This is a genomic window from Cutibacterium modestum (assembly GCF_008326345.1).
GTDB classification, from domain to species: Bacteria; Actinomycetota; Actinomycetes; order Propionibacteriales; family Propionibacteriaceae; genus Cutibacterium; species Cutibacterium modestum.
In genome coordinates, this window is sequence record NZ_BJEN01000003.1 from 91,905 (window position 1) to 110,362 (window position 18,458).

General features: G+C 60.2%; 20 protein-coding genes and 1 tRNA gene. 13 read left to right on the top strand and 8 right to left on the bottom strand.

Going from position 1 to position 18,458, the window contains the following annotated elements; genetic code table 11:
- The first annotated feature begins 2 nt into the window (after nucleotides 1-2).
- From F1563_RS08620 to F1563_RS08635, 4 genes are all read left to right on the top strand, one after another.
- Complete coding sequence (locus F1563_RS08620) at nucleotides 3-452, top strand: nucleoside deaminase (RefSeq protein WP_172623682.1); 450 nt, start codon at nucleotides 3-5, stop codon at nucleotides 450-452.
- Complete coding sequence (locus tag F1563_RS08625; RefSeq protein ID WP_007434204.1) at nucleotides 449-1,858, top strand: lipopolysaccharide biosynthesis protein; 1,410 nt, start codon at nucleotides 449-451, stop codon at nucleotides 1,856-1,858. Before F1563_RS08620 ends, F1563_RS08625 begins: the two co-directional genes overlap by 4 nt.
- 68 nt (nucleotides 1,859-1,926) lie before the next feature.
- Nucleotides 1,927-2,011: transfer RNA gene (locus tag F1563_RS08630), tRNA-Ser, on the top strand.
- A gap of 144 nt (nucleotides 2,012-2,155) precedes the next feature.
- Nucleotides 2,156-3,670: a potassium/proton antiporter gene (locus tag F1563_RS08635; protein ID WP_172623683.1), complete on the top strand. Its 1,515-nt coding sequence runs from the start codon at nucleotides 2,156-2,158 to the stop codon at nucleotides 3,668-3,670.
- 25 nt (nucleotides 3,671-3,695) lie between these two features.
- Here the strand turns inward: F1563_RS08635 and F1563_RS08640 are convergent, their stop codons facing one another.
- The gene (locus tag F1563_RS08640) at nucleotides 3,696-4,250 is read right to left on the bottom strand and encodes a LytR C-terminal domain-containing protein (protein WP_007434202.1); all 555 of its coding nucleotides are present in this window, start codon (nucleotides 4,248-4,250) and stop codon (nucleotides 3,696-3,698) included.
- Nucleotides 4,237-4,548, bottom strand: coding sequence for a type II toxin-antitoxin system VapB family antitoxin (locus F1563_RS08645; RefSeq protein ID WP_002528208.1), 312 nt, complete (start codon nucleotides 4,546-4,548; stop codon nucleotides 4,237-4,239). The genes F1563_RS08640 and F1563_RS08645 overlap by 14 nt, the downstream gene beginning before the upstream one ends.
- Before the next feature lie 126 nt (nucleotides 4,549-4,674).
- Between F1563_RS08645 and F1563_RS08650 the strand changes: the two genes are divergently transcribed.
- The 3 genes from F1563_RS08650 to F1563_RS08660 all read left to right on the top strand — a co-directional run bounded on the left by F1563_RS08650 (nucleotide 4,675) and on the right by F1563_RS08660 (nucleotide 6,858).
- The gene (locus F1563_RS08650; RefSeq protein WP_002528207.1) at nucleotides 4,675-5,112 is read left to right on the top strand and encodes a beta C-S lyase family protein; all 438 of its coding nucleotides are present in this window, start codon (nucleotides 4,675-4,677) and stop codon (nucleotides 5,110-5,112) included.
- A complete protein-coding gene (locus F1563_RS08655; protein ID WP_002528206.1) occupies nucleotides 5,103-5,870 on the top strand; it encodes an aminotransferase class I/II-fold pyridoxal phosphate-dependent enzyme in 768 nt (255 codons plus the stop codon). Before F1563_RS08650 ends, F1563_RS08655 begins: the two co-directional genes overlap by 10 nt.
- 154 nt (nucleotides 5,871-6,024) lie before the next feature.
- The gene (locus F1563_RS08660; protein ID WP_002528205.1) at nucleotides 6,025-6,858 is read left to right on the top strand and encodes a hypothetical protein; all 834 of its coding nucleotides are present in this window, start codon (nucleotides 6,025-6,027) and stop codon (nucleotides 6,856-6,858) included.
- An 80-nt stretch (nucleotides 6,859-6,938) separates the two neighbouring features.
- Here the strand turns inward: F1563_RS08660 and F1563_RS08665 are convergent, their stop codons facing one another.
- Together F1563_RS08665 and F1563_RS08670 are read right to left on the bottom strand one after the other, a co-directional pair.
- A complete protein-coding gene (locus F1563_RS08665; protein WP_002528204.1) occupies nucleotides 6,939-8,024 on the bottom strand; it encodes a septal ring lytic transglycosylase RlpA family protein in 1,086 nt (361 codons plus the stop codon).
- Nucleotides 8,025-8,237: 213 nt separating this feature from the next.
- A complete protein-coding gene (locus F1563_RS08670) occupies nucleotides 8,238-8,609 on the bottom strand; it encodes a cupin domain-containing protein (RefSeq protein ID WP_002528203.1) in 372 nt (123 codons plus the stop codon).
- Between the two features lie 183 nt (nucleotides 8,610-8,792).
- Between F1563_RS08670 and F1563_RS08675 the strand changes: the two genes are divergently transcribed.
- The 6 genes from F1563_RS08675 (at nucleotide 8,793) to F1563_RS14250 (ending at nucleotide 13,181) form a co-directional block, all read left to right on the top strand.
- Complete coding sequence (locus F1563_RS08675) at nucleotides 8,793-10,040, top strand: alpha/beta fold hydrolase (protein ID WP_002528202.1); 1,248 nt, start codon at nucleotides 8,793-8,795, stop codon at nucleotides 10,038-10,040.
- Nucleotides 10,041-10,086: 46 nt separating this feature from the next.
- Nucleotides 10,087-10,785: a sugar O-acetyltransferase gene (locus tag F1563_RS08680; RefSeq protein ID WP_002528201.1), complete on the top strand. Its 699-nt coding sequence runs from the start codon at nucleotides 10,087-10,089 to the stop codon at nucleotides 10,783-10,785.
- Complete coding sequence (locus F1563_RS08685; RefSeq protein WP_002528200.1) at nucleotides 10,782-11,507, top strand: hypothetical protein; 726 nt, start codon at nucleotides 10,782-10,784, stop codon at nucleotides 11,505-11,507. The genes F1563_RS08680 and F1563_RS08685 overlap by 4 nt, the downstream gene beginning before the upstream one ends.
- Nucleotides 11,508-11,572: 65 nt before the next feature.
- Nucleotides 11,573-11,680 (top strand): Sir2 family NAD-dependent protein deacetylase, encoded by a 108-nt coding sequence (locus F1563_RS14995; RefSeq protein ID WP_250637252.1) that lies wholly within the window; start codon nucleotides 11,573-11,575, stop codon nucleotides 11,678-11,680.
- Entirely contained in the window at nucleotides 11,659-12,243 is a 585-nt protein-coding gene (locus F1563_RS08690; protein ID WP_250637248.1) for an NAD-dependent protein deacylase, read from the top strand. The genes F1563_RS14995 and F1563_RS08690 overlap by 22 nt, the downstream gene beginning before the upstream one ends.
- Before the next feature lie 512 nt (nucleotides 12,244-12,755).
- A complete protein-coding gene (locus tag F1563_RS14250) occupies nucleotides 12,756-13,181 on the top strand; it encodes a hypothetical protein (RefSeq protein WP_002528195.1) in 426 nt (141 codons plus the stop codon).
- Nucleotides 13,182-13,254: 73 nt separating this feature from the next.
- Here F1563_RS14250 and F1563_RS08705 read toward each other — a convergent pair whose 3' ends face one another.
- From F1563_RS08705 to hutH, 4 genes are all read right to left on the bottom strand, one after another.
- Entirely contained in the window at nucleotides 13,255-13,617 is a 363-nt protein-coding gene (locus tag F1563_RS08705; RefSeq protein WP_002528194.1) for a hypothetical protein, read from the bottom strand.
- A gap of 994 nt (nucleotides 13,618-14,611) precedes the next feature.
- Nucleotides 14,612-15,319 carry a DUF929 family protein gene (locus tag F1563_RS08710; protein ID WP_002546609.1) on the bottom strand — a complete coding sequence of 236 codons (708 nt, stop codon included), beginning with the start codon at nucleotides 15,317-15,319 and terminating at the stop codon, nucleotides 14,612-14,614.
- Nucleotides 15,320-16,385: 1,066 nt separating this feature from the next.
- Nucleotides 16,386-16,739, bottom strand: coding sequence for an SdpI family protein (locus tag F1563_RS08720; RefSeq protein ID WP_002528189.1), 354 nt, complete (start codon nucleotides 16,737-16,739; stop codon nucleotides 16,386-16,388).
- Nucleotides 16,740-16,905: 166 nt separating this feature from the next.
- Nucleotides 16,906-18,441, bottom strand: coding sequence for a histidine ammonia-lyase (gene hutH / locus F1563_RS08725; RefSeq protein WP_002528188.1), 1,536 nt, complete (start codon nucleotides 18,439-18,441; stop codon nucleotides 16,906-16,908).
- Nucleotides 18,442-18,458: the final 17 nt, after the last annotated feature.

Below are 18,458 nucleotides of genomic sequence, written 5' to 3' on the forward strand. Positions count from 1 at the left end.
CCATGACCCAGGCTCTTGACGTAGCGCGCCGCGCCGCCGCGTGGGGTGACGTCCCCATCGGTGCCGTGGTCCTCGGTTCTGACGGTGATGTCCTCTCGGAAGCTGGCAACGAACGTGAGCTTACCGGTGACCCGACGGCCCACGCGGAGGTGCTTGCCATTCGCCGTGCCGCTGAGGCTCGTGACGGCTGGCGGCTCGGCGATTGCACCCTCATCGTCACCTTAGAACCGTGCACCATGTGTGCTGGAGCCATCGTTGCTGCGAGGATCCCGAGAGTGGTCTTTGGGGCTTTTGATCCGAAGGCCGGTGCCGTCAGTTCCCTTTTCGACGTCATGCGCGATCCGAGGTTGCCACATCGGACCGAAGTCGTTACTGGGGTGATGGTTGAGGAGTCGTCCGCCCTGTTGCGCGAATTCTTTGACGGACATCGGGCCTGTACCGTGGACGGGTGACCAACACGACGACGGAACCGACACCAGCGGCATCCGGGGCGACATCAGCCTCCGGTGAGAAACGGGTGCGGTTCCCGCGCGCTCACGCATACATTCAGCGCCATGAGTTCCTCGCTTCAGTAACAAAGGTTATTGGTGGCACTGGCATGGCTCAGTTGATTGCTGCCCTTGCCACCCTCTACGTCACCCACCACATTGACCCGTCTGACTGGGGTATTTACGGCGCTATCATGGCGGTTTCCCAGTTCGTCATCCCCGCTGCCGCACTGCGCTACGACATGGCCATTGTGCTGCCGCGTGACGACTCAGAGGCCAAGCGGGTGTTCCGACTGGCCACCCGCATCAATGCCATCGTCTCCGTGGTCGCGATGCTCACGATGGTTCCGCTCGGCCCCTACCTCAGTGGCCTGTTGGGTAAGCCTCAGGCTCGATGGTGGCTGTTGGCGGTGGGCCCGATTGTCTTTACATATGCCCAGGCGAACGTCGTGAACTACTGGGCCAACCGACGCAAGCACTTCGGCGTCATCGGGACCAACGCATTGTGGTGCCAGTCGACGACAGCGGTGGGTCGAATCGGGTCCTGTGCGGTCTCCCTGGGGGCTTTTGGTCAGGTCATCGCTACGTTCCTCGGCAAGTGCCTGGCTCTCAACAACTTCCGGCGTCGGATGGGATCGGACCTGCGTAGCGTCAAGGAGGCAGAGGTTCCGCTGCGCACCCTAATGCACAAATATCGCCAGCTGCCGCTGTTGACAGCGCCCAATGTCATTGTCGATGCCATTCGTCAGCAGGGCGTCAACATGATCATCATGGTGAAGTTTTCGACATCGGGATATGGACGGTTCTCGATCGCGTGGACCCTTATGCAGATGCCGGCGTCCGTCATCAACCAGGCACTATCCCAGGTGTTCTTCCAGAAATTGTCGGTCTCTGATGCCGGGAGGTTCTACGGAACCGTCAAAAAGTCGGTGGTGAGATCCTTCCTTATCGGCATCGTGCCATTCGGGCTGCTGTACTTGCTCATCCCGCCGGTGCTTCCGTGGCTGCTGGGTGCGAAGTTTCACCAATCGGCGGACATTGCGGTGGCTCTGGTGCCGTGGCTGTTCGTCAATTTCGTCACCTCGCCGATCTCGAACATGTTCATCGTGACCCGAAACAACGGCATCGCGCTGGTTTTCGCGATCATCTACGCGGTGGTCCCGCTGACTTACTTGAACCTCAGCAATCTGTCAATCGTCGGGACGATCTATCAGATGTCCTTCATCATGGCCGGGCTACTGGTGTTCTACATCGGGCTGGCCCTCGCGGTGGCGAAGAGATTCGACCGAAAGAATGTGACGTTGGACGACGAGGTCGAGGTCGCACAAGAGGCCGAGGTCACTAGCAAAGACGAGAGTGGCCGTGCCTGACGCCTACACGACGTGTTCCTGACACTCTGATTTTTGTGTGTGGTGACGGATTCGCTACCCTGGTTTACGGTGACGTGTCTGAGCGGCCGAAAGTGCCCGCCTCGAAAGCGGGTGTAGCGAGAGCTACCGAGGGTTCAAATCCCTCCGTCACCGCCGCGCAGGTCCTGGGGATGCGACATCCCCAGGACCTGCTTATTTGGTGCCCCCATCGTCGGCGCGCTCCGGCCCCGTCACCCCGGACTCCGATCACCGATCTCCAGTCTCAGTTACGAAGAGCTGGTTTGCTCGGTTGCAATAATAGGGGTCATGCAGCCAGCCGACCTCGCCCTATTCCTCGGCGTCGTCGTCGTCTTGCTGGCCGCCTTCGCGGCTCGGATCGGCACCCGTCTCGGGTTACCGGCACTATTACTGTTCTTGCTGGTCGGAATGCTGCTTGGTCCAATCGGATTCGGTATCGACTTCAACGACTTGGCCGCTGCACACGCCATTGGCTTTGCCGCACTCGTGCTCATCCTCGCTGAAGGCGGACTCTCGACGAACTGGAAGGACATCCAACCAGCCTTGGCCCCGGCAGCTCTGCTCGCAACCTTGGGCGTTGGGGTCTGTTTCGGTGTCATGACGTTGCTCGGTCACTATGTACTCGGTCTGCATTGGAGCGTGGCCGCCCTGCTCGGTGCAGCCACCGCGCCCACTGACTCCGCCGCAGTCTTTTCCGTGTTACGCGGAGTTTCGCTGCCGGATCACCTGAGGTCTGTGTTAGAGACCGAGTCGGGCCTCAATGACGCTCCGACCGTTCTCGTCGTCATCGCTCTAACGGGGGTGGCCACCGGGGAATCGAGCGCCGGCCTTCTTCCCCTACTCGGATCGATTGCCCTCCAGCTTATCGGCGGTATCCTTGTGGGTCTGCTCGTGGGGTGGGTGGCCGTTAAGGTCAGTCGGCGCATCACCCTGCCATCGGGCAACCTGTACGCCATCGCCGCCATGGCGTGGGCGGTCACCGCTTACGGGACGGGCGTGTGGATTGGCGTTTCTGGGTTTTCGGCCGTCTATGTCGCCGCCGTGGTTATCGGCAACGGCGATCTCCCCTACCAACACACCACCAGGTCCTTCTCAGAGGGCATCGCCTGGATTTGCCAGATCGGTCTATTCGTCATGCTAGGACTGTTGGCTAATCCCGATCGCCTTACCTGGGCCTCAGTGGGGGTGGGCGTCGCTGCTGGTCTGCTTCTTACTTTCGTCGCGCGTCCAGTGGCAGTGGCTGCCTGCACGACATGGTTCGGGTTCGAACGCAACGAACGGCTCTTCATGTCGTGGGCTGGCCTGCGCGGTGCTGTGCCCATCATCTTGGCGACCATCCCGATGGCGTCGAATATGGATCGTGCCGACGAGTTCTTCGACGTCATCCTGGTGCTTGTCGTTGTTTTCACCTGCATCCAAGCCCCGACTCTGCCATCCGCAGCGAATATTCTCGGCGTCATCGATCCCCAGATGGCTAAAGATGTCTCCATCGAGGTTGCACCCCTTGACGAGATCGCTGCTGATTTGCTCCAGGCCGACGTACCTAAGGGGTCACATCTGGCTGGGGTGACACTCCGCGAGCTGAGACTTCCACGTAATTGCGTCGTTTCCCTCATTATCCGCGGTGATCGATCCTTCACCCCGCACGCCGGAACAATGCTGGAACAAGGTGATGAGCTGCTGATCGTCGTGGCCCAGGGACAGCGTCGGACCGTCGTTGAGAGGCTTACCGAGATTGGTCGGGGAGGGCGTCTGGCGCGCTGGCATGGCCTACGGGTGCAGTCTGCTGACTGAGCCGCGGCAAGAGATCTGGCACACTTTAGGAGGGCTGTTGCCCCGGCGTCGCGAGCATGGATGGCGTCGGGGAAGGAGATGGCAGGCACACCAGCCCGTTGACCTTCACAGACTTCGGCGCATTCGTCTTGAAGTTCGGGTCGCGGTCACCGAGTACCACTTCGACCTCATGGTCGACCCGCTTGGGATCCGATTTCACCACCGCCCCCGGAAAATACTCGGCAACCAGCTTCACCTCGGGGTTGTTGGCGTTTTGTCCGATGATGGTGACTTTTTTGACGCTCTGATCGCGGTTAGACACCGAGTCAATGACGAAACCCACGTTGGCGAGCTGCTTGGACACGCTGCCGGCCAGCCCCCTGGTGTGCCCTGAGTTGTATACCGAAACTGTGACGTCCTGGCTCGTCAACTCACCCTTGACGTCCTGATTAACGCAGGGGGTTACAGGTGGCGGCGGGATGGGGGCACTCACGGCCTTCCAGCCAGCGCGGATGGCCACCGCGATGAGAAGGATGAGGGCCAGCAAGGTCAACGGGGTCCCTGCCATCCGCAGATAATGGCGACGCTCATCGGAAGTCATGATGGCCGTCCAGGTCGAGGACACGGGCGTGGAGGGTCTGACGCTGTTGCAGTGCGGCACGCAGAGCACGGTGCAGGCCGTCCTCTAGGTAGAGGTCGCCATGCCAAGCCACGACGTGGGCGAAGAGGTCCCCATAGAAGGTGGAGTCATCTTCGAGGAGATTCGCCAGGTCAAGAGTGCTCTTCGTCGTGACGAGTTGGTCCAAACGCACCTGGACGGGCGCCAATTGGGACCACTGCTTCTGCGTGTACCCGTGGTCAGGGTATGGACGAGAGTCACCGACACGTTTGAAGATCACGGAACGATCCTACAAGCTTCCATCTTGCGATCTCGGCAGACGGGCCCTGGGCGCATGTGACAGGCTGGGAGAAAGGCATCCATTGGACAGCGCGTCGGGCGAGGAAGATGAAGGACGGCAGCGGCAGTGACTGGTTTTGACTTTGACAGCCCCACGGTCGAGTGGTTGCGGTCACGCGGTACGGCTAGATGGCACGACGTCGCTGAGGGGGTCATTCCACTATGGGTGGCCGAGATGGACTTCCAGGTTGCCCCACCGGTACAGCAGGCCATCGAGGCCGCTGTCGCGAGCCACGCATATGGATACCCGCGCGACAATGGCCTGCGCCACTCCTGGGCGGGATGGGTGAATAAGGTGCAGGGTTTGACGATTGACCCGCTGAAAGTGCGCTACCTACGCAACGTTCTCTCCGGCGTGCAGTTGGCTATTCGCACCTACAGCAGCCCCGGGAGCCCAGTCGTCTTGCCGTCCCCGGCCTACATGCCTTTCTGGGAGGTGCCGGGGCTGGAGGGGCGCGACATCATCTCGGTGCCAATAATTGACTCCGGATCTCGGTGCCAATAATTGACTCCGGTTTTGGCTGGACCCTCGACCTTGACGGCATTAGCGATGCCTTCGCCAAGGGAGCCGAGTCGATCATCCTGTGTCAGCCCTACAACCCGCTTGGTCGCGTCTTCACCATCGATGAACTGCGTGGCCTGGCCGAGGTCGTCGATCGCCACCACGGCTTCGTCGTCTCCGACGAGATCCACGGGCCCCTCGTACCCGCCGGAGAGAGCCGCAAGGCTTCGGTGCCCTACGCCAGTATTAGCGAGCTGGCATCCTCCCACTCAGTGCTGGTGTCATCGGCGTCGAAGTCGTTTAACTTACCCGGGCTTATGACTGCTTTCGTCACCCTCTTTACCGACGAGCAGGCCAAAGTGTGGGATGAGAAGGTCCACCCACTGGATGCTGAGGGCGTCACCACGATCGGCATGGCGGCCAACAAAGCCGCCTTTGACTCTGGCCAGGAATGGCTCAATGCAGCGAACTGCTACATCCACGACAATGCGGTGTGGCTGTCGCAGGTCCTGGCTGATCAGCTGCCGGGGGTGTCCTATCGGATACCTGAAGGCACCTATCTGGGATGGCTCGATTTCAGCGCCTACGAGCTGCCGACCTCACCGGGGGAGTGGCTCCTGCGTCACGCCCGTATCCGCCTCAATGATGGGCCTACCTTTGGCCCTGGCGGCGAGGGGCATGCGCGGATCAACCTTGCTACCCCGCGCTACCTCCTTGAAGAAGCCGTCGACAGAATGGTCAGCGCGATCAACGCGCGCTGATTGTGGACCTTAAACAAGGCACATTGGTCGCCGGGCGTACTCACTTCAAGACGCGCCCGGCGTCGTTGCGTCAGTTGCCAGGCGCGGTATGACAAGCTGAGTAAAGAGTACGCGTATGCGTGTATGTTCCAGCTCCCTAGCGAGAGGTCGATACATGGACATCAGCGCCATGGGTCCCAAGGACATCCCTGGACTGTTCGACGCCAAGGTCGTCGGACCGGACGGTGAGAAGGTCGGGACGATCCAGCAGATCTTTGCCGACGAGGTCACTGGAGCAGCGACCTTTGTGACCGTGTTGTCGGAGGGGCATGAGTACTTCGTTCCCGTGCGAGGTGCCGAGTACTCCACCAGTCAGGTCAATGTCCCGTTCAGCCGAGACCTCATCGAGACCGCTCCCGAAGCTTCCGAGGAAGACGACCTCTCGCGCGACCGTGAGGCCGAGGTCTATGGACACTACGGGATGGAGCCTGCTCGTCGTTCTGGTTTAGAGATTAACGACGACGATGACGGCATAGCCACCGCCCAGCCTGGTCGTGGTGCCGTCAGTGAGCCTGGTATTGCCGACGCCGATGTGGTCCCTGATCAGGATGCTGCCAGTTCGGCTGACGACGAGGTCGGTCAGGACACCATCATCACCCCGATCGGCGTCCCCGAAACCACCTCTGACGAGATCGTTCCGGTTACTGAGGACGCGGATGAGGGCGAGGAAAACCGTCCCAAAGTGCTCAGCGATGACAACTCTGACGAGGGGGTTCGCCCCGTCCCGACCATGGGGTTGCCCGCTGGTGCCAAACTGCGTCGCTACGTTGTCACTGACCTGGTGACCGTGCAGATTCCGGTGCGCCGTGAGGTGGTGTGCTGGGAGGACTCGGAGGGCAATATCCACGACTTCGACAAGGTCGAGGCGCCCGAGGAAGCTAAGAAGGCTGGAGTTCCGGGTCAAGCTACCTGGTGGTTTAACGACGGTCCGGAGGCTCCGGCAGGATGATGTCTTAGAACTGCTGACGTTGGCCCCCGATCCTTGGTGGATCGGGGGCCAACGACGTCACGATCTATGCGGTGACCCGGTCAGGAGACCTTCTCATAGGTCACATCGGCGACACCAGCGCTGGGTGACGAGATCTGGGAGAAGGCGGCCGGGGAGAGGTCAAGACAGCGGCCAGAAATATAGGGTCCACGGTCATTGATGCGCACTACGACGGACTGTCCATTGGCCTTGTTGGTGACCTTAAGACGGGTGCCGAAAGAGTAGGTCTTGGAAGCAGCCGTCAGGGCCGATGAGTCGAAGGACTCACCGGAAGCGGTCTGGCCGTCGGTGTAGAAGGAGGCCTCGCAGCTTCCGGCGATACCGCTCGTGGAAATGTCAGAGGACGTGCTCCGGATCGAACGGGTGGCCGAGCGGGAGGTACTTGAGGAGTGCTCGGAGTGACGTTCCGCAGACTGCCTCTGCGTGGGATTTGTCTCGCTGGCGGCCTCACGATCAGAGGCTTTCTCCTGGGCGGCCTTCTCGGCCGATGCGGCGCGCTGGCGCTGGTAGTTAGCCTTCGACTTGAGCAGGCTCTGGGTGACAGCGTCGGTCACGCCAGTCTGCTTGAGAGCGTTGGCCCTCTGGAACACCTTGACGGCGTTGGTGGTGGCCGGGCCATAGGGCAGTCCGACCCACTTGGCCGGGAAATAGTTGAGGGTCGATAGGTCGCGCTGGACGACCTTCGAGCGGGCATTGTGATCACCGCGCTGGGCATAGATGCCGATTGGTCGGTTCACCTTAGTGATGTAACGGGTGGCCACCCAGGCGGCCTTGCCGCGATAGTTGACAGGAGTCCAGCCGTGGGCATCCTCGCCGAGGATGAGGAGTTTGTCGCCGGGATGGATGAGCCCGTAGCGCTTGTAGTCGGTGCTGTGTCCAGAGCGGACGTTGAGGTGGACGCGAGAAAGCGCGAATTGAGCGGTGTACGTTGTGGCGCGTTTGGCTTGTTTAGCCGGGGCCTTCTTGGTTTGCTGGGCGGGAGCCTTCTCGGCATGAGCCCCAGGGTTGCCGGCAGGGGCGGCGTGAGCCTCCTCGGCGATGGTGCCCATGACGGCGAGACTCGCCGCAGCGGCCAGGGCGACGGTCCGCTTGAGAGTCGTCCCGGCGTTGGTCGAGGTGTTGGTCATGTGATGTTCCTTCCGAGCGTTGCCGCAGGTTCGAGGGCGTGTTGAACTGTACGTGTTCCTGAGAGATTCTCAAAATATGTTCAGAGTAGATGAGCGGTTACCATCTGACAGCTTCCGGTGAAGGCGCCTCTGGGTGCCCTGTGACAAGGTGCGACGGTAGTCGAATCAGGCCTGTGGCCAACGAAAATCTGAGAAAAAGCTGAGGGGTTGCTCTTACCTCTCAGACTCTGCGACGGCAGCTGCGGCGGGAGATGACTCTTCCCCTTTGGCCCACTGGGTTCCCTCAGTCTCGACCATGGTCAACTGCATCCGGGTCGGGGCGGTCGTTGTCAGGCCATGGCGCTGGCCCGGTGCCAGGTAGACGACGTCACCCGCGACGAGATGATGCGGCTGACCGTCAAGGTGGAAGATCATTTCGCCGGTCATGACGGTGACGATGACAATCTTGGGGGAGGCGTGTTCGTCAAGGGTTTGGTTGGCGTCGAGGGCAAAGGAGATGGTCCGGACAAGGTCATTGTTGATCAGAACGCTGTTGCGTACGGCGTCGGTGGCGAAGGGAAGATCAGCATGGACACCGGAGCGCACGAGAGACTAAGTGACGAAGGTTGCGGACATGGTGTGCCTTTCTGGGTGACCGACGGCTGATTGTGGTGAATCAGCCATCAAAAAATTACACCCGTCTGTAGGTGGTCCGAACCTGGGCTAACACAGGGAGGGAATGACTACCGTGGCCACCCTGAGGGCGTCGAGACCTCATAGGCTGATCCCATGACGTGGAATCGCAACATTCCTGGCTTGCTGACCGACGACGTCCGCCTCAGAGTCCCGCTAGATCACAGCAACCCTGACGACGTGCGCACTATTGAAGTGTATGCGCGTCGAGTGGCCACCCTCGACGGCACCGACAAGCCCTACCTGATCTTCCTGCAAGGCGGCCCAGGGTGTGAGTCTCCCCGCCCGACTCTGCGCGACCCCGGATTCCCCGGTTGGTTGTCGCGCGCGCTGGAGGACTACCAGCTTGTTCTGCTCGATCAGCGCGGCACGGGGTTGTCCTCTCCGGTGAGTGAGCCGGTGGGGGATGCTGCCAGCCAGGCCGAGTACCTCACCCATCTTCGCGCCGACGAGATCGTTGAGGACTGCGAAGATATTCGACGACACCTCGGCATTCAGAAGTGGGCGGCCCTGGGCCAGTCTTTCGGTGGGTTCACCTTGCTGAGGTACTTGTCTACCTACTCGGAGTCGTTGTCGGCTGGGTACTTCACGGGTGGTTTGTCGGCAGTCGGGCGATCCGCTGACGATATTTACGCTGCCTGCTACGAGCAGTTGCGCGCCAAGTCGCTTGAGTATTACAAGCGCTTTCCGGGGGATCGGGAGCGGTTCGCCGAGTTGGCGGCGTTTGCGAAGAAGGGCGAAATCACCACGCCGAGCGGAGATGTGGTATGTCCGTCGCGGCTGCGGTCTCTAGGGCATCTATTGGGTGCTTCAGGTGGGGCCGAGAAGCTGCACTACCTGTTGGAGTACCCGCACACCTCGCGGGCGTTTCGTCATGATTTGGTCGAGCTGTTGCCGTATGGCGGACGTAACCCGTTGTATACCGTCATCCATGAGTCTTCTTATGCCGATGGTGTGGTTACCGATTGGTCGGCTGCCCGGATGCTGCCTGAAGACTTCCGGAAAGAACCGACCTTGTTGACGGGTGAACACGTCATGCCGGAGTGGTTTGATACCGACCAGGAGTTACGCCCTTGGAAGGAGGTCGCTAACCTCATTGCGAACCACCCGTGGCCGAAGCTATACGACCCCGATGTGCTTCGGTCTGTCGAGGTGCCGTGCGCTGCCGCGGTGTACCACGACGACGCCTATGTGCCGCGCGAGTTCTCCCTCGAGACGGCGTCCCTGTTGCCGCAGATGCACGCCTGGGTGACGACCGAATACGAGCACAACGGGTCGAACGCCTCGGGCGGAGCGGTGCTTGACCGCCTTATCAAGCTCGCGAAGGACGAGATCGTTAGGTGAGACCGAGTGATCGGGTTGGGATGGTGGATTCGGCGGTGAACTGGACATGGACCCGAGCACCGATGGCGTGGGCACCCCCGAAGCGGTGGGGTCACTCACCTGGCCCGAGTCGGCTATTTCGGAGTCGCCTCCCGATACCGTTGGCTCCATGACCGACCACTTCGCAGGCGACCCCCGCACCAACTGGGAGCGGATGCTCGCCGGGGACCTCTACATCGCCAACGATCCGGAGAATGCCCGCATCGCTGACCGCGGGGCCAGGCTGGCCGACGCCTACCACCGGGCCTTCCTCAATGATCCGGCCAGTGCCCGACCCCTGCTGGCCGACCTTCTCGGTGAGCTCGGTGAGGGCGCCGTGATCAAGCCCCCGCTCTACGTCGACTACGGCGAGAACATCCACCTCGGTGCCCGCAGCTTTGTCAACTACAACTTGACGGCCCGCGACGTTGCTGAGATCCGGGTCGGTACCGACTGCCAGATCGGCCCCAACGTCCAGCTGCTCACCCCTACACACCCCATCGCTCCAGATCTGCGCCGAGACCGTCTCGAGGCCGCCGAACCCATCACCATCGGCAACAACGCGTGGCTGGGCGGGGGAGCGATCGTCTGCCCCGGCGTCACCATCGGCAACGACAGCGTCATTGGAGCTGGCGCCGTCGTCACCAAGGACATTCCAGCCGGATCCATCGCTGTTGGCAATCCGGCATGTGTCACCGGATCGGTCTACGACAGGAAGGGTGAATGACCATGAATGACATCCCGGAGACATCTACCGCCTGGTGCGACCCCGACGCGGTTGGTGCTTCGCTCCCCGAGACTGACGAGGTGGAGGCCGACCTGCAGACCGTGCAGATCCCGCCCGCAGAGTCCTTCGAGGTGCTGCGTCGCGCCAGTGAGGAGGAATTGAGAGCCCAAGAGCGAGGTGAACAGCTCGATCCGTTGGAGTCCGGACGGGCCGCGATCACTATTGTCCTGACCCCGCTGTGCCAGCTCGAAGGCGCCGTCATGCTCGGCGTTAGCCTGCTGGAGGCTGCTGTCAAGCGGGTTGAGCAGGTTGACGACGACGCAGTTGAGGTTTACCTACCCGATTGGCTTTTTGACCACGACAACCTCACCGCAGCGGACGTTCCCGGGTTGCTCGTCGAGCGGGTACGTCGTGACCTTGCTGACCCAGTCGTCGTCTCCACTATGGGGGAGGAGGCCGTCGAGCAGCTACGCAGCGGTCTGTCGGCGATCCTGGCAGCTCAGCGTCATGACGCCGCCGAGTTCTCCCGGTACGTTAACCCTGACGTCGACCCCGAATGGCTTATTGACGGCTGCCAGGAAATCTGCGTCGCCCTGGCTGCCCACGCTGCGACCATCGGATGGCAGCGCCCTGAGGTTGACGTCTCCAACGTTTTCTCCAGCCTCGACGTGGCTAGTGAGCCTGATCTCGTCCGAACCCTGCTGAGGCAAGCCCGACAATGACTGGGGAACAACTTGCACGGTGGATCGAGGAGTCGACGTCGACGGTGTTTTTTGGCGGCGCCGGAATGTCCACCGAGTCGGGCATCCCGGATTTTCGCTCGGCTGGCGGGCTTTATGCCACCCAGCACAATCTGCCTTTGCTGCTGAGTACATGCTCAGCCACGGCTGTCTAGTTGAGCATCCGAGGGAATTCTTCGATTTCTATCGCACCTACCTTGTCCATCCTGAGGCCAGGCCCAATGCCGGTCATCGTGCGTTGGTTACTTTGGAGCAGGCTGGGGAACTTTCGACGATCATTACCCAGAATATTGACGGCCTGCACCAGGAGGCGGGGTCCCGTCAGGTCATTGAGTTGCATGGGTCGGTGCACCGCAACCGCAACCGCTGCCTGGATTGTGGGCGGGACCATCCACTTTCGGTGATCATGGACGCTCCCGGAATCCCGCGGTGCTCATGTGGTGGGATGGTACGTCCCAAGGTTGTTCTTTATGAGGAATCTCTGCGACGTCAGGACCTTAACGACGCGATTACTGCGATCAGTGCCGCCGACCTGCTCATCGTCGGAGGAACCTCGCTCAACGTGTACCCGGCTGCAGCTCTGCTGAGGTTTTTCCGTGGTCGACACCTGGCTCTTATTAACCGTGAGGCTACCGGCTACGACCGGGCCGCCGACCTTGTCATCCATGATGGTTTAGGTAAGACGTTGTCTGCGGTTCAGCGTGCCGTGATGCCCTGACAGGTGACTTTGTGGAGTCCGCTGAAGGTTGCTAGGCGGTGGGCTTGGCTGATTTTGGGAGGGTGTTTTCTCATGGCCGAGGTGGACGAGACGCAGGAGTGGGAAAACTCCCGACAAGGTGGCGGGCCTGGTCCAGTTGGTGCGGATCACGTGGCAACAAAAGGTGCCAACGATGTTTGGGGTGCTGTGGGCTCCCAAGATCGGACGGATCCAGCAGGCGATGAACGTGGCGCGCGAGGAGGTGATCGCTGGGATGTACCGACCCCCATCGATCTGGTGGACGAGAACATGTACAGGGATTATCAGATGTTGATCGAGCAGAATGGTGAGGTCTAGCAGGATATGGTCACCAAGGAGAAACGCCACGAGGAGCTGGCGGCTCGATGTCGGAAGCTCCTGGACGAGGACGTCAAGAGTGCTTGAGTTTTTTCCTACGATTCCAAGAGGTCCTAACCCTCTCGGGGCTGCGACGCGGGCGAGGTGAACCTTGTGGCCATCCGGGTTCTGAGTCAATGGACGCCCACGACAGGCACGCCACCGAGGAACAGGCCTGCGCGGTGGTCCGCTGTCGACGGCCCGGCTCACCCCCGCGTAGGCGGGGTTCCACTGGGGCGACTGTCTCTCCTCCGGCTGCCCACACGGCCGTCGTCGAGGTGTGCGGCGATGTCACCGTGACCGGCCTTGAGGCCCGTCAGGAAGGAGAGTTCTTCGCAGGTCTTGACCGGCCGCTGTTCCCGCCTGTGGTTGGGTATGCTGAGATTGCCGAGGCTGCGGGGGTCTCGCGTCAGCGTATCCGTCAGCTCGCCGGCACCGCCGGGTTCCCTGTACCTGTCATCGAAACCACGCAAGGCCCGCTGTTTCCCAAAGCCGCAGCCGAGCAGTGGGCACGGACACGCCAGCCCAAGGCAGGCCGGCCACAACGGACCACCGCACCATGACAGACTTGTGTGCTGGGCCTGTTGGCCGACCCAGCACACACCCCGGGGCCGGACCGGGGCCCGGCCCTCTCATCTACCACGAAACCGTAACGTATAGACACAGGAGTACCCCCGTGACCATTCTCATCGCCCACTTCGCCATCTTCCTCATCGTCAGCGGAGCACTAGGGGGATCGCAGCTATAGCCAGCTCCCATGTCAGACGCAAAAACCACGACTACGGCATAGAACAGAAGAACCCCCTTGTCGGGCTCATCCCCTCCATCGCAGCCATCATCGCCGGCGTCCTCCTCTACCGCCTCATCTGAGCAAAACTCCCAGACCGCCCACCGCAGTCGCTCCCCGTTCCTGCCCTTGACGAAAGTGTTGACGCGCCACGAGACCTGCCACCACAGCCGCACCCAGCCCCACAGCAAGCATCCCGAAAGCGGCCACATAAAGCAGTGTCGCGGCCTGGTCCACGCCAGGGGGGAGCCTCGGGGTGGGGGGACGGCAACCTATCTGTAGGCAGCAGAATCAACCCAGTCATGGCGTATCCCCTCCTCGCCTCTCACCTATCACCATGCCGCCCCGCACCTCCGCAACGACATCTTCTGCAACGCTATAAGCCGCTCCCGGCTGGCCAGCACATCTTCGGTCCAGCGGGGCGCAAGGGACCGAAGACAGAGTTCGATGGCGGTTAGGCGGCGAGGTAGGTGCTAAGATTTCCTGGATGGGTTCTGAGGTGGATTTTCCACTCTCGTGTTGGCGAGCTGTCAGAGCAACATCTAACTCTGGGCCCAGCCGTATCGCGACCGTAAAGGCAGGGCCCTGCCCCATCGACGGAAAACCGGGAGGGCTACGTCGCATCTCGCTGCTTATGGGACTCGACTGGACGCGCCCGCAAGTCCGAAAGCTGCGACTCCACCTGCACCACTCGACCCGAGCTGCAGACACTATCTATTGTGTTGCGTTCGCCACTACTTAATCTCTTCCAGGATCAACGCAGCGAAAACCCTTCGCTAGTAAATAGCGCGATATGTCTTTGGCGACATCGCCCATGCTGAGATCCGGCGCAGACTCGCATAAATCACAAAAATAGACTGGTTAGAGTACTCCTCAATCGTGGTATTAGAAAAATTCCTGACGCAGAACTTTCCAAGATTCCGCGTATCTGAAGGAATCGTAAACTTCAAACATTTAGCATCCCTTATCTATCGCGCCTAGTGGGGAGGAGGAGGGGGAGGCGCACCAAGTATCTGCTGTCGCAGTGATGCCGCAAGCCCAGCCACGCCTCTCTTGACAGCAGCTGGACCAACTGCCTTAATGGCGATAAACGGTCCTACCCTATTCGATGTCGAAGCTAAACATGACTCTAAGCCGACGAACATCGAGATCGAGCAGGGATGGACTCGCAGTATATTTTCTCTACCGAATCAGAATCTCAAGTTTTTACCTTATTCTTTTGGCCGCAGATCTGACACCTGAAGAGGAGCATACATTCTCAGGTTTTCCGCCAGTTTTCGAACATATTTCAGCCGAAAATAAATTCGCACCACCAATGGTACTTTGAGCTTCCTTTGAATTAGGATTAGTGAGAGCAGACGCAACAGCTGCCCCCTTAATTCCAGCAAGCAGTGTACCACTATCTGGACCGAAGGTAACTATATCGCCCCAGTAGGTAAGCGGAATGCCTCCATTGGGGCTATATATAGCAAATATTTGTTTCTCTAATTTCGGAATATCTGCTATTTCACGACCTTCTCTATCGCCTATCTCAAAAGCCTTGAAATTGACATAGTTACTTTTGTATGCATAGTTTTTATAGGTGACAGTCGGGATATTGGAGAGTTTACCTTCAGCAGAACCGGAAATTGTATCATGAAGATTTTCGAACTTCCCAAATCTAGACAAGGCCGCCGTCAGAGAAAGCCTTTCCATCGCACAGAACGGACAAAACTCAGCTCCAATATAGAGGAAGTTAGCTTTTGTCGACCCATCCGACTTCTCACCTGTCGCCTGAATCTGTAAGCTAGCCGACCCTGCACCTACTTGATTGTAGACATCAAGCGGCACACTTGTCAGAGAATCCGATAACTCTCCATGCGAAAGAGGTACTTTTGATTTCTCCTGGTGCTGATATAGCGCAACAGTCGTCACCGTAGCAGTTATAGCTATCACCAGTACAGCCACCGCTACTGCAACTATCCTCTTTCTTTTCCTTGATACAAGATCTCGCTCCAACCTATGGCTTAACTCTTCTCTCCGGCTCGCTAACTCACCTCTCAATAAAGGCTAATAGAACTAACATCGACTTCCGTATACCCAGCTGGATCTCTCGAACTCGAGAGCGGTATCTCCGCGACCAAGCATAGCGACGCGAGGTGATTCGGGCCTATCACGACGATCAAGGTCATACCTAGCCGCAAACTGCTAACCACTACAGAATCGCTGAGTCAACAGCCAAACAACTCGTCTACCGCGCCCGCTTTCAGCGGACGCGGTAGATCGAGGGAAGGGTTAAGGGAGCCCACCTTGTTCGATGTCGACTAGGTAGCGGGTGAGCGCTTCCTGGATGATCCCTAACTCAGTACGCCCTTCGGCATGAGCCCGTTCAGCCAACTGCCTGTTCAGCCACACCGGCAACCCGTCAGACATCGCAGGACCCCACGCGCGCCGCGCCGCAGCGATCCGCTCTGGTGACCAACCACGCTCGAAATCCTCTGCGGCCCCTCATCACGAGCATCCATCTCCGGCATACCAATCCTCCCCTCTAGATCGCCTCGGTGTACCGCTTGCGTGCCACCATCGCATGAAACACGGTGACCTTGGCTCCATGGATAACTTCCGTTCCCCGCGGAGAAGAGTAGGGGCAGGGAGGGAACAAGTGTGGATGCCTGACCGCCCATGGGCCTCCAACGACCCGACCATGGGTCTACACCCTACGAACCGCACCCATAGCCATGAAGCGGGTGTACCTGGAGGCCAGAGGAGCTGTGCTGGGGGTCCAGGGGCTGTTTCATCGTGTGGTTCCTGTCGGGAGGATCTGGGCTGGTCAGCGGCTCGACACCCGTGTCATGGCGGTCTTCTCTGCGCCGGTGACCCCATAGTTGGTATTTCGTTTGACAGCGATTTGGCGAGCCACGTAGTCGCATCTGTAGATCGTGTCGGAAAGCTTGGGGAATGGCGTGGGGACATCATCAGATGTCACCGGCATCCCTGCACCTCACCCTCGTACCGTTTCCACCGCAACACATAACATAAGGAGCGCCACGACGGTGATCGCAACCAAGCCTGCACAGGCCACGATCATCGCCCAACGGTTACTTGCGCCGTTGAGGACGAGAACTCCGGTAATCACGGCAGCCACAAGACCCACACACAGCGCTATAGTGGCCCACGGTAACGCGGCGCTGTGGGCCGTCTGCCATGCGGCGGGAGAAGCCATTGTTTCGCTGGTGCGTATCCCCGACCAACTGTTCAATTTCAACCTCCCACGTGCGGCAGCATAGGTCGTGCCCCAAAACGCCAAGCCCGTCAAGATGTTGACCGCCGCCACAATGATGGGCAACCCAGTCATTTTCTTTCACTCCTTTAAGCTAGACATCTTTTGAATGCGGATGGCTTCCCGCGCTGGCGGGGAAGACGACCCAGGTACGGGCGTCACATAACCGAACAACGGCTCACCTCTGCATGAGCAGAGCACACCCCACGCTACAGGAGCCATGTACACGAATCGTGCGTGGTCAACTTACCTCCACCTGCTGACGCACCACCTCGAGGAGCTCACCGGAAGCTACCAGGCGGTGCGCTTCGTCGATTTCGGGGGCAAGGAAGCGGTCTGGTCCGGGGCCGGGGATGGTCTGGCGCATCCGTGCAATGACGTCAGCTACCGGCTTCGAGGGCTCCAAACCGCGCATTTGGATGGCGTTGGCGGCGGTCAGGATCTCGATACCAATGACTGCTCCCATACCGTCGATGGCGCGGCGCAGTTTGCGGGCAGCCGACCATCCCATCGAGACATGATCTTCCTGCATGGCTGAGGTTGGGATGGAGTCCACTGAGGCCGGTACGGCCAGTCGCTTCATGTCCGAGACAATGCCGGCCTGAGTGTACTGAGCGATCATATGCCCGGAGTCGACGCCGGGATCGTCGGCCAGGAAGGGGTGTAGATCGCGGTTGCGGGCCGGGTCGAGCATGCGGTCGGTGCGGCGCTCACTCATCGACGCGAGGTCGGCTGCAGCAATCGCCAAGAAGTCGAGCACATATGCCACCGGCGCGCCGTGGAAGTTGCCGTTGGACTCTACCCTCATGTCGTCGGTAATCACCGGATTATCGACTGCCGAATCCAGCTCGACCTTCGCTACCTGCAAGGCGTGGGCCATTGTGTCGCGGACTGCACCGTGCACCTGTGGGGCACAGCGCAGAGAGTACGCGTCCTGGACCCGCTTGGCGGCACCTTCGCGACCGGCTTGGATAAGGTCAGAACCTTCTAGTAAGGCGAGGATGTTGGCAGCCGAAGCGGCCGGGCCCGGGTGGGGCCGCAGGGCCTGAAGGTCAGGGGCGAAGACTCGATCAATGCCGCACAGCGCCTGGACGGTCATTGCGGTCGCCAGATCAGCCGTCGGAACGAGAACGCCGAGGTCAGCTAGGGCCATGATGAGCTGGCCGAGCATGCCGTCAGTACCGTTGATGAGTGCTAGCCCCTCCTTCTCGCGCAGGGAGACAGGCTTCAGCCCGGCCTGGGCCAGGCCGGTGGCCGCATCAACCTCGTCGCCGTCAGAGGTGAGGACGGTTCCCTCACCGGTCAGGACGAGGGCACAGTGGGCTAGCGGGGCGAGGTCGCCTGAACAGCCAAGAGACCCATATTCCCCCACGACTGGGACGAGCCCGGAGTTGAGCAAGTCAGCATATGCAGTGACGACCTCTGGACGCACTCCGGTGTGGCCAGATGCCATCGTCTTAAGGCGCAGGATCATCATGGCGCGGATGACCTCGGTCTCGACCCGTGGCCCGGTTGAGGCTGCGTGGGAACGGATGAGGGAGCGCTGCAGAGCAACGCGGTGATCACGGGGCACTCGGGTGGAGGCTAGGGCACCGAAGCCGGTGGAGATGCCGTAATGCGGGTTGGGGTCGTCGGCCAGGCTCTCGACGAGGTCAGAGGCTTGTTTCACCCGCTCCATTGCCTGCTCTCCGACCGTTACCGGGGTTCCCAGCCGGGCGACTGTGACGACGTCGTGGGGAGTGAGTGGGGCACCAATATCAACAATGGTGGGGTTCATGATCGTCCTTCCTTGGC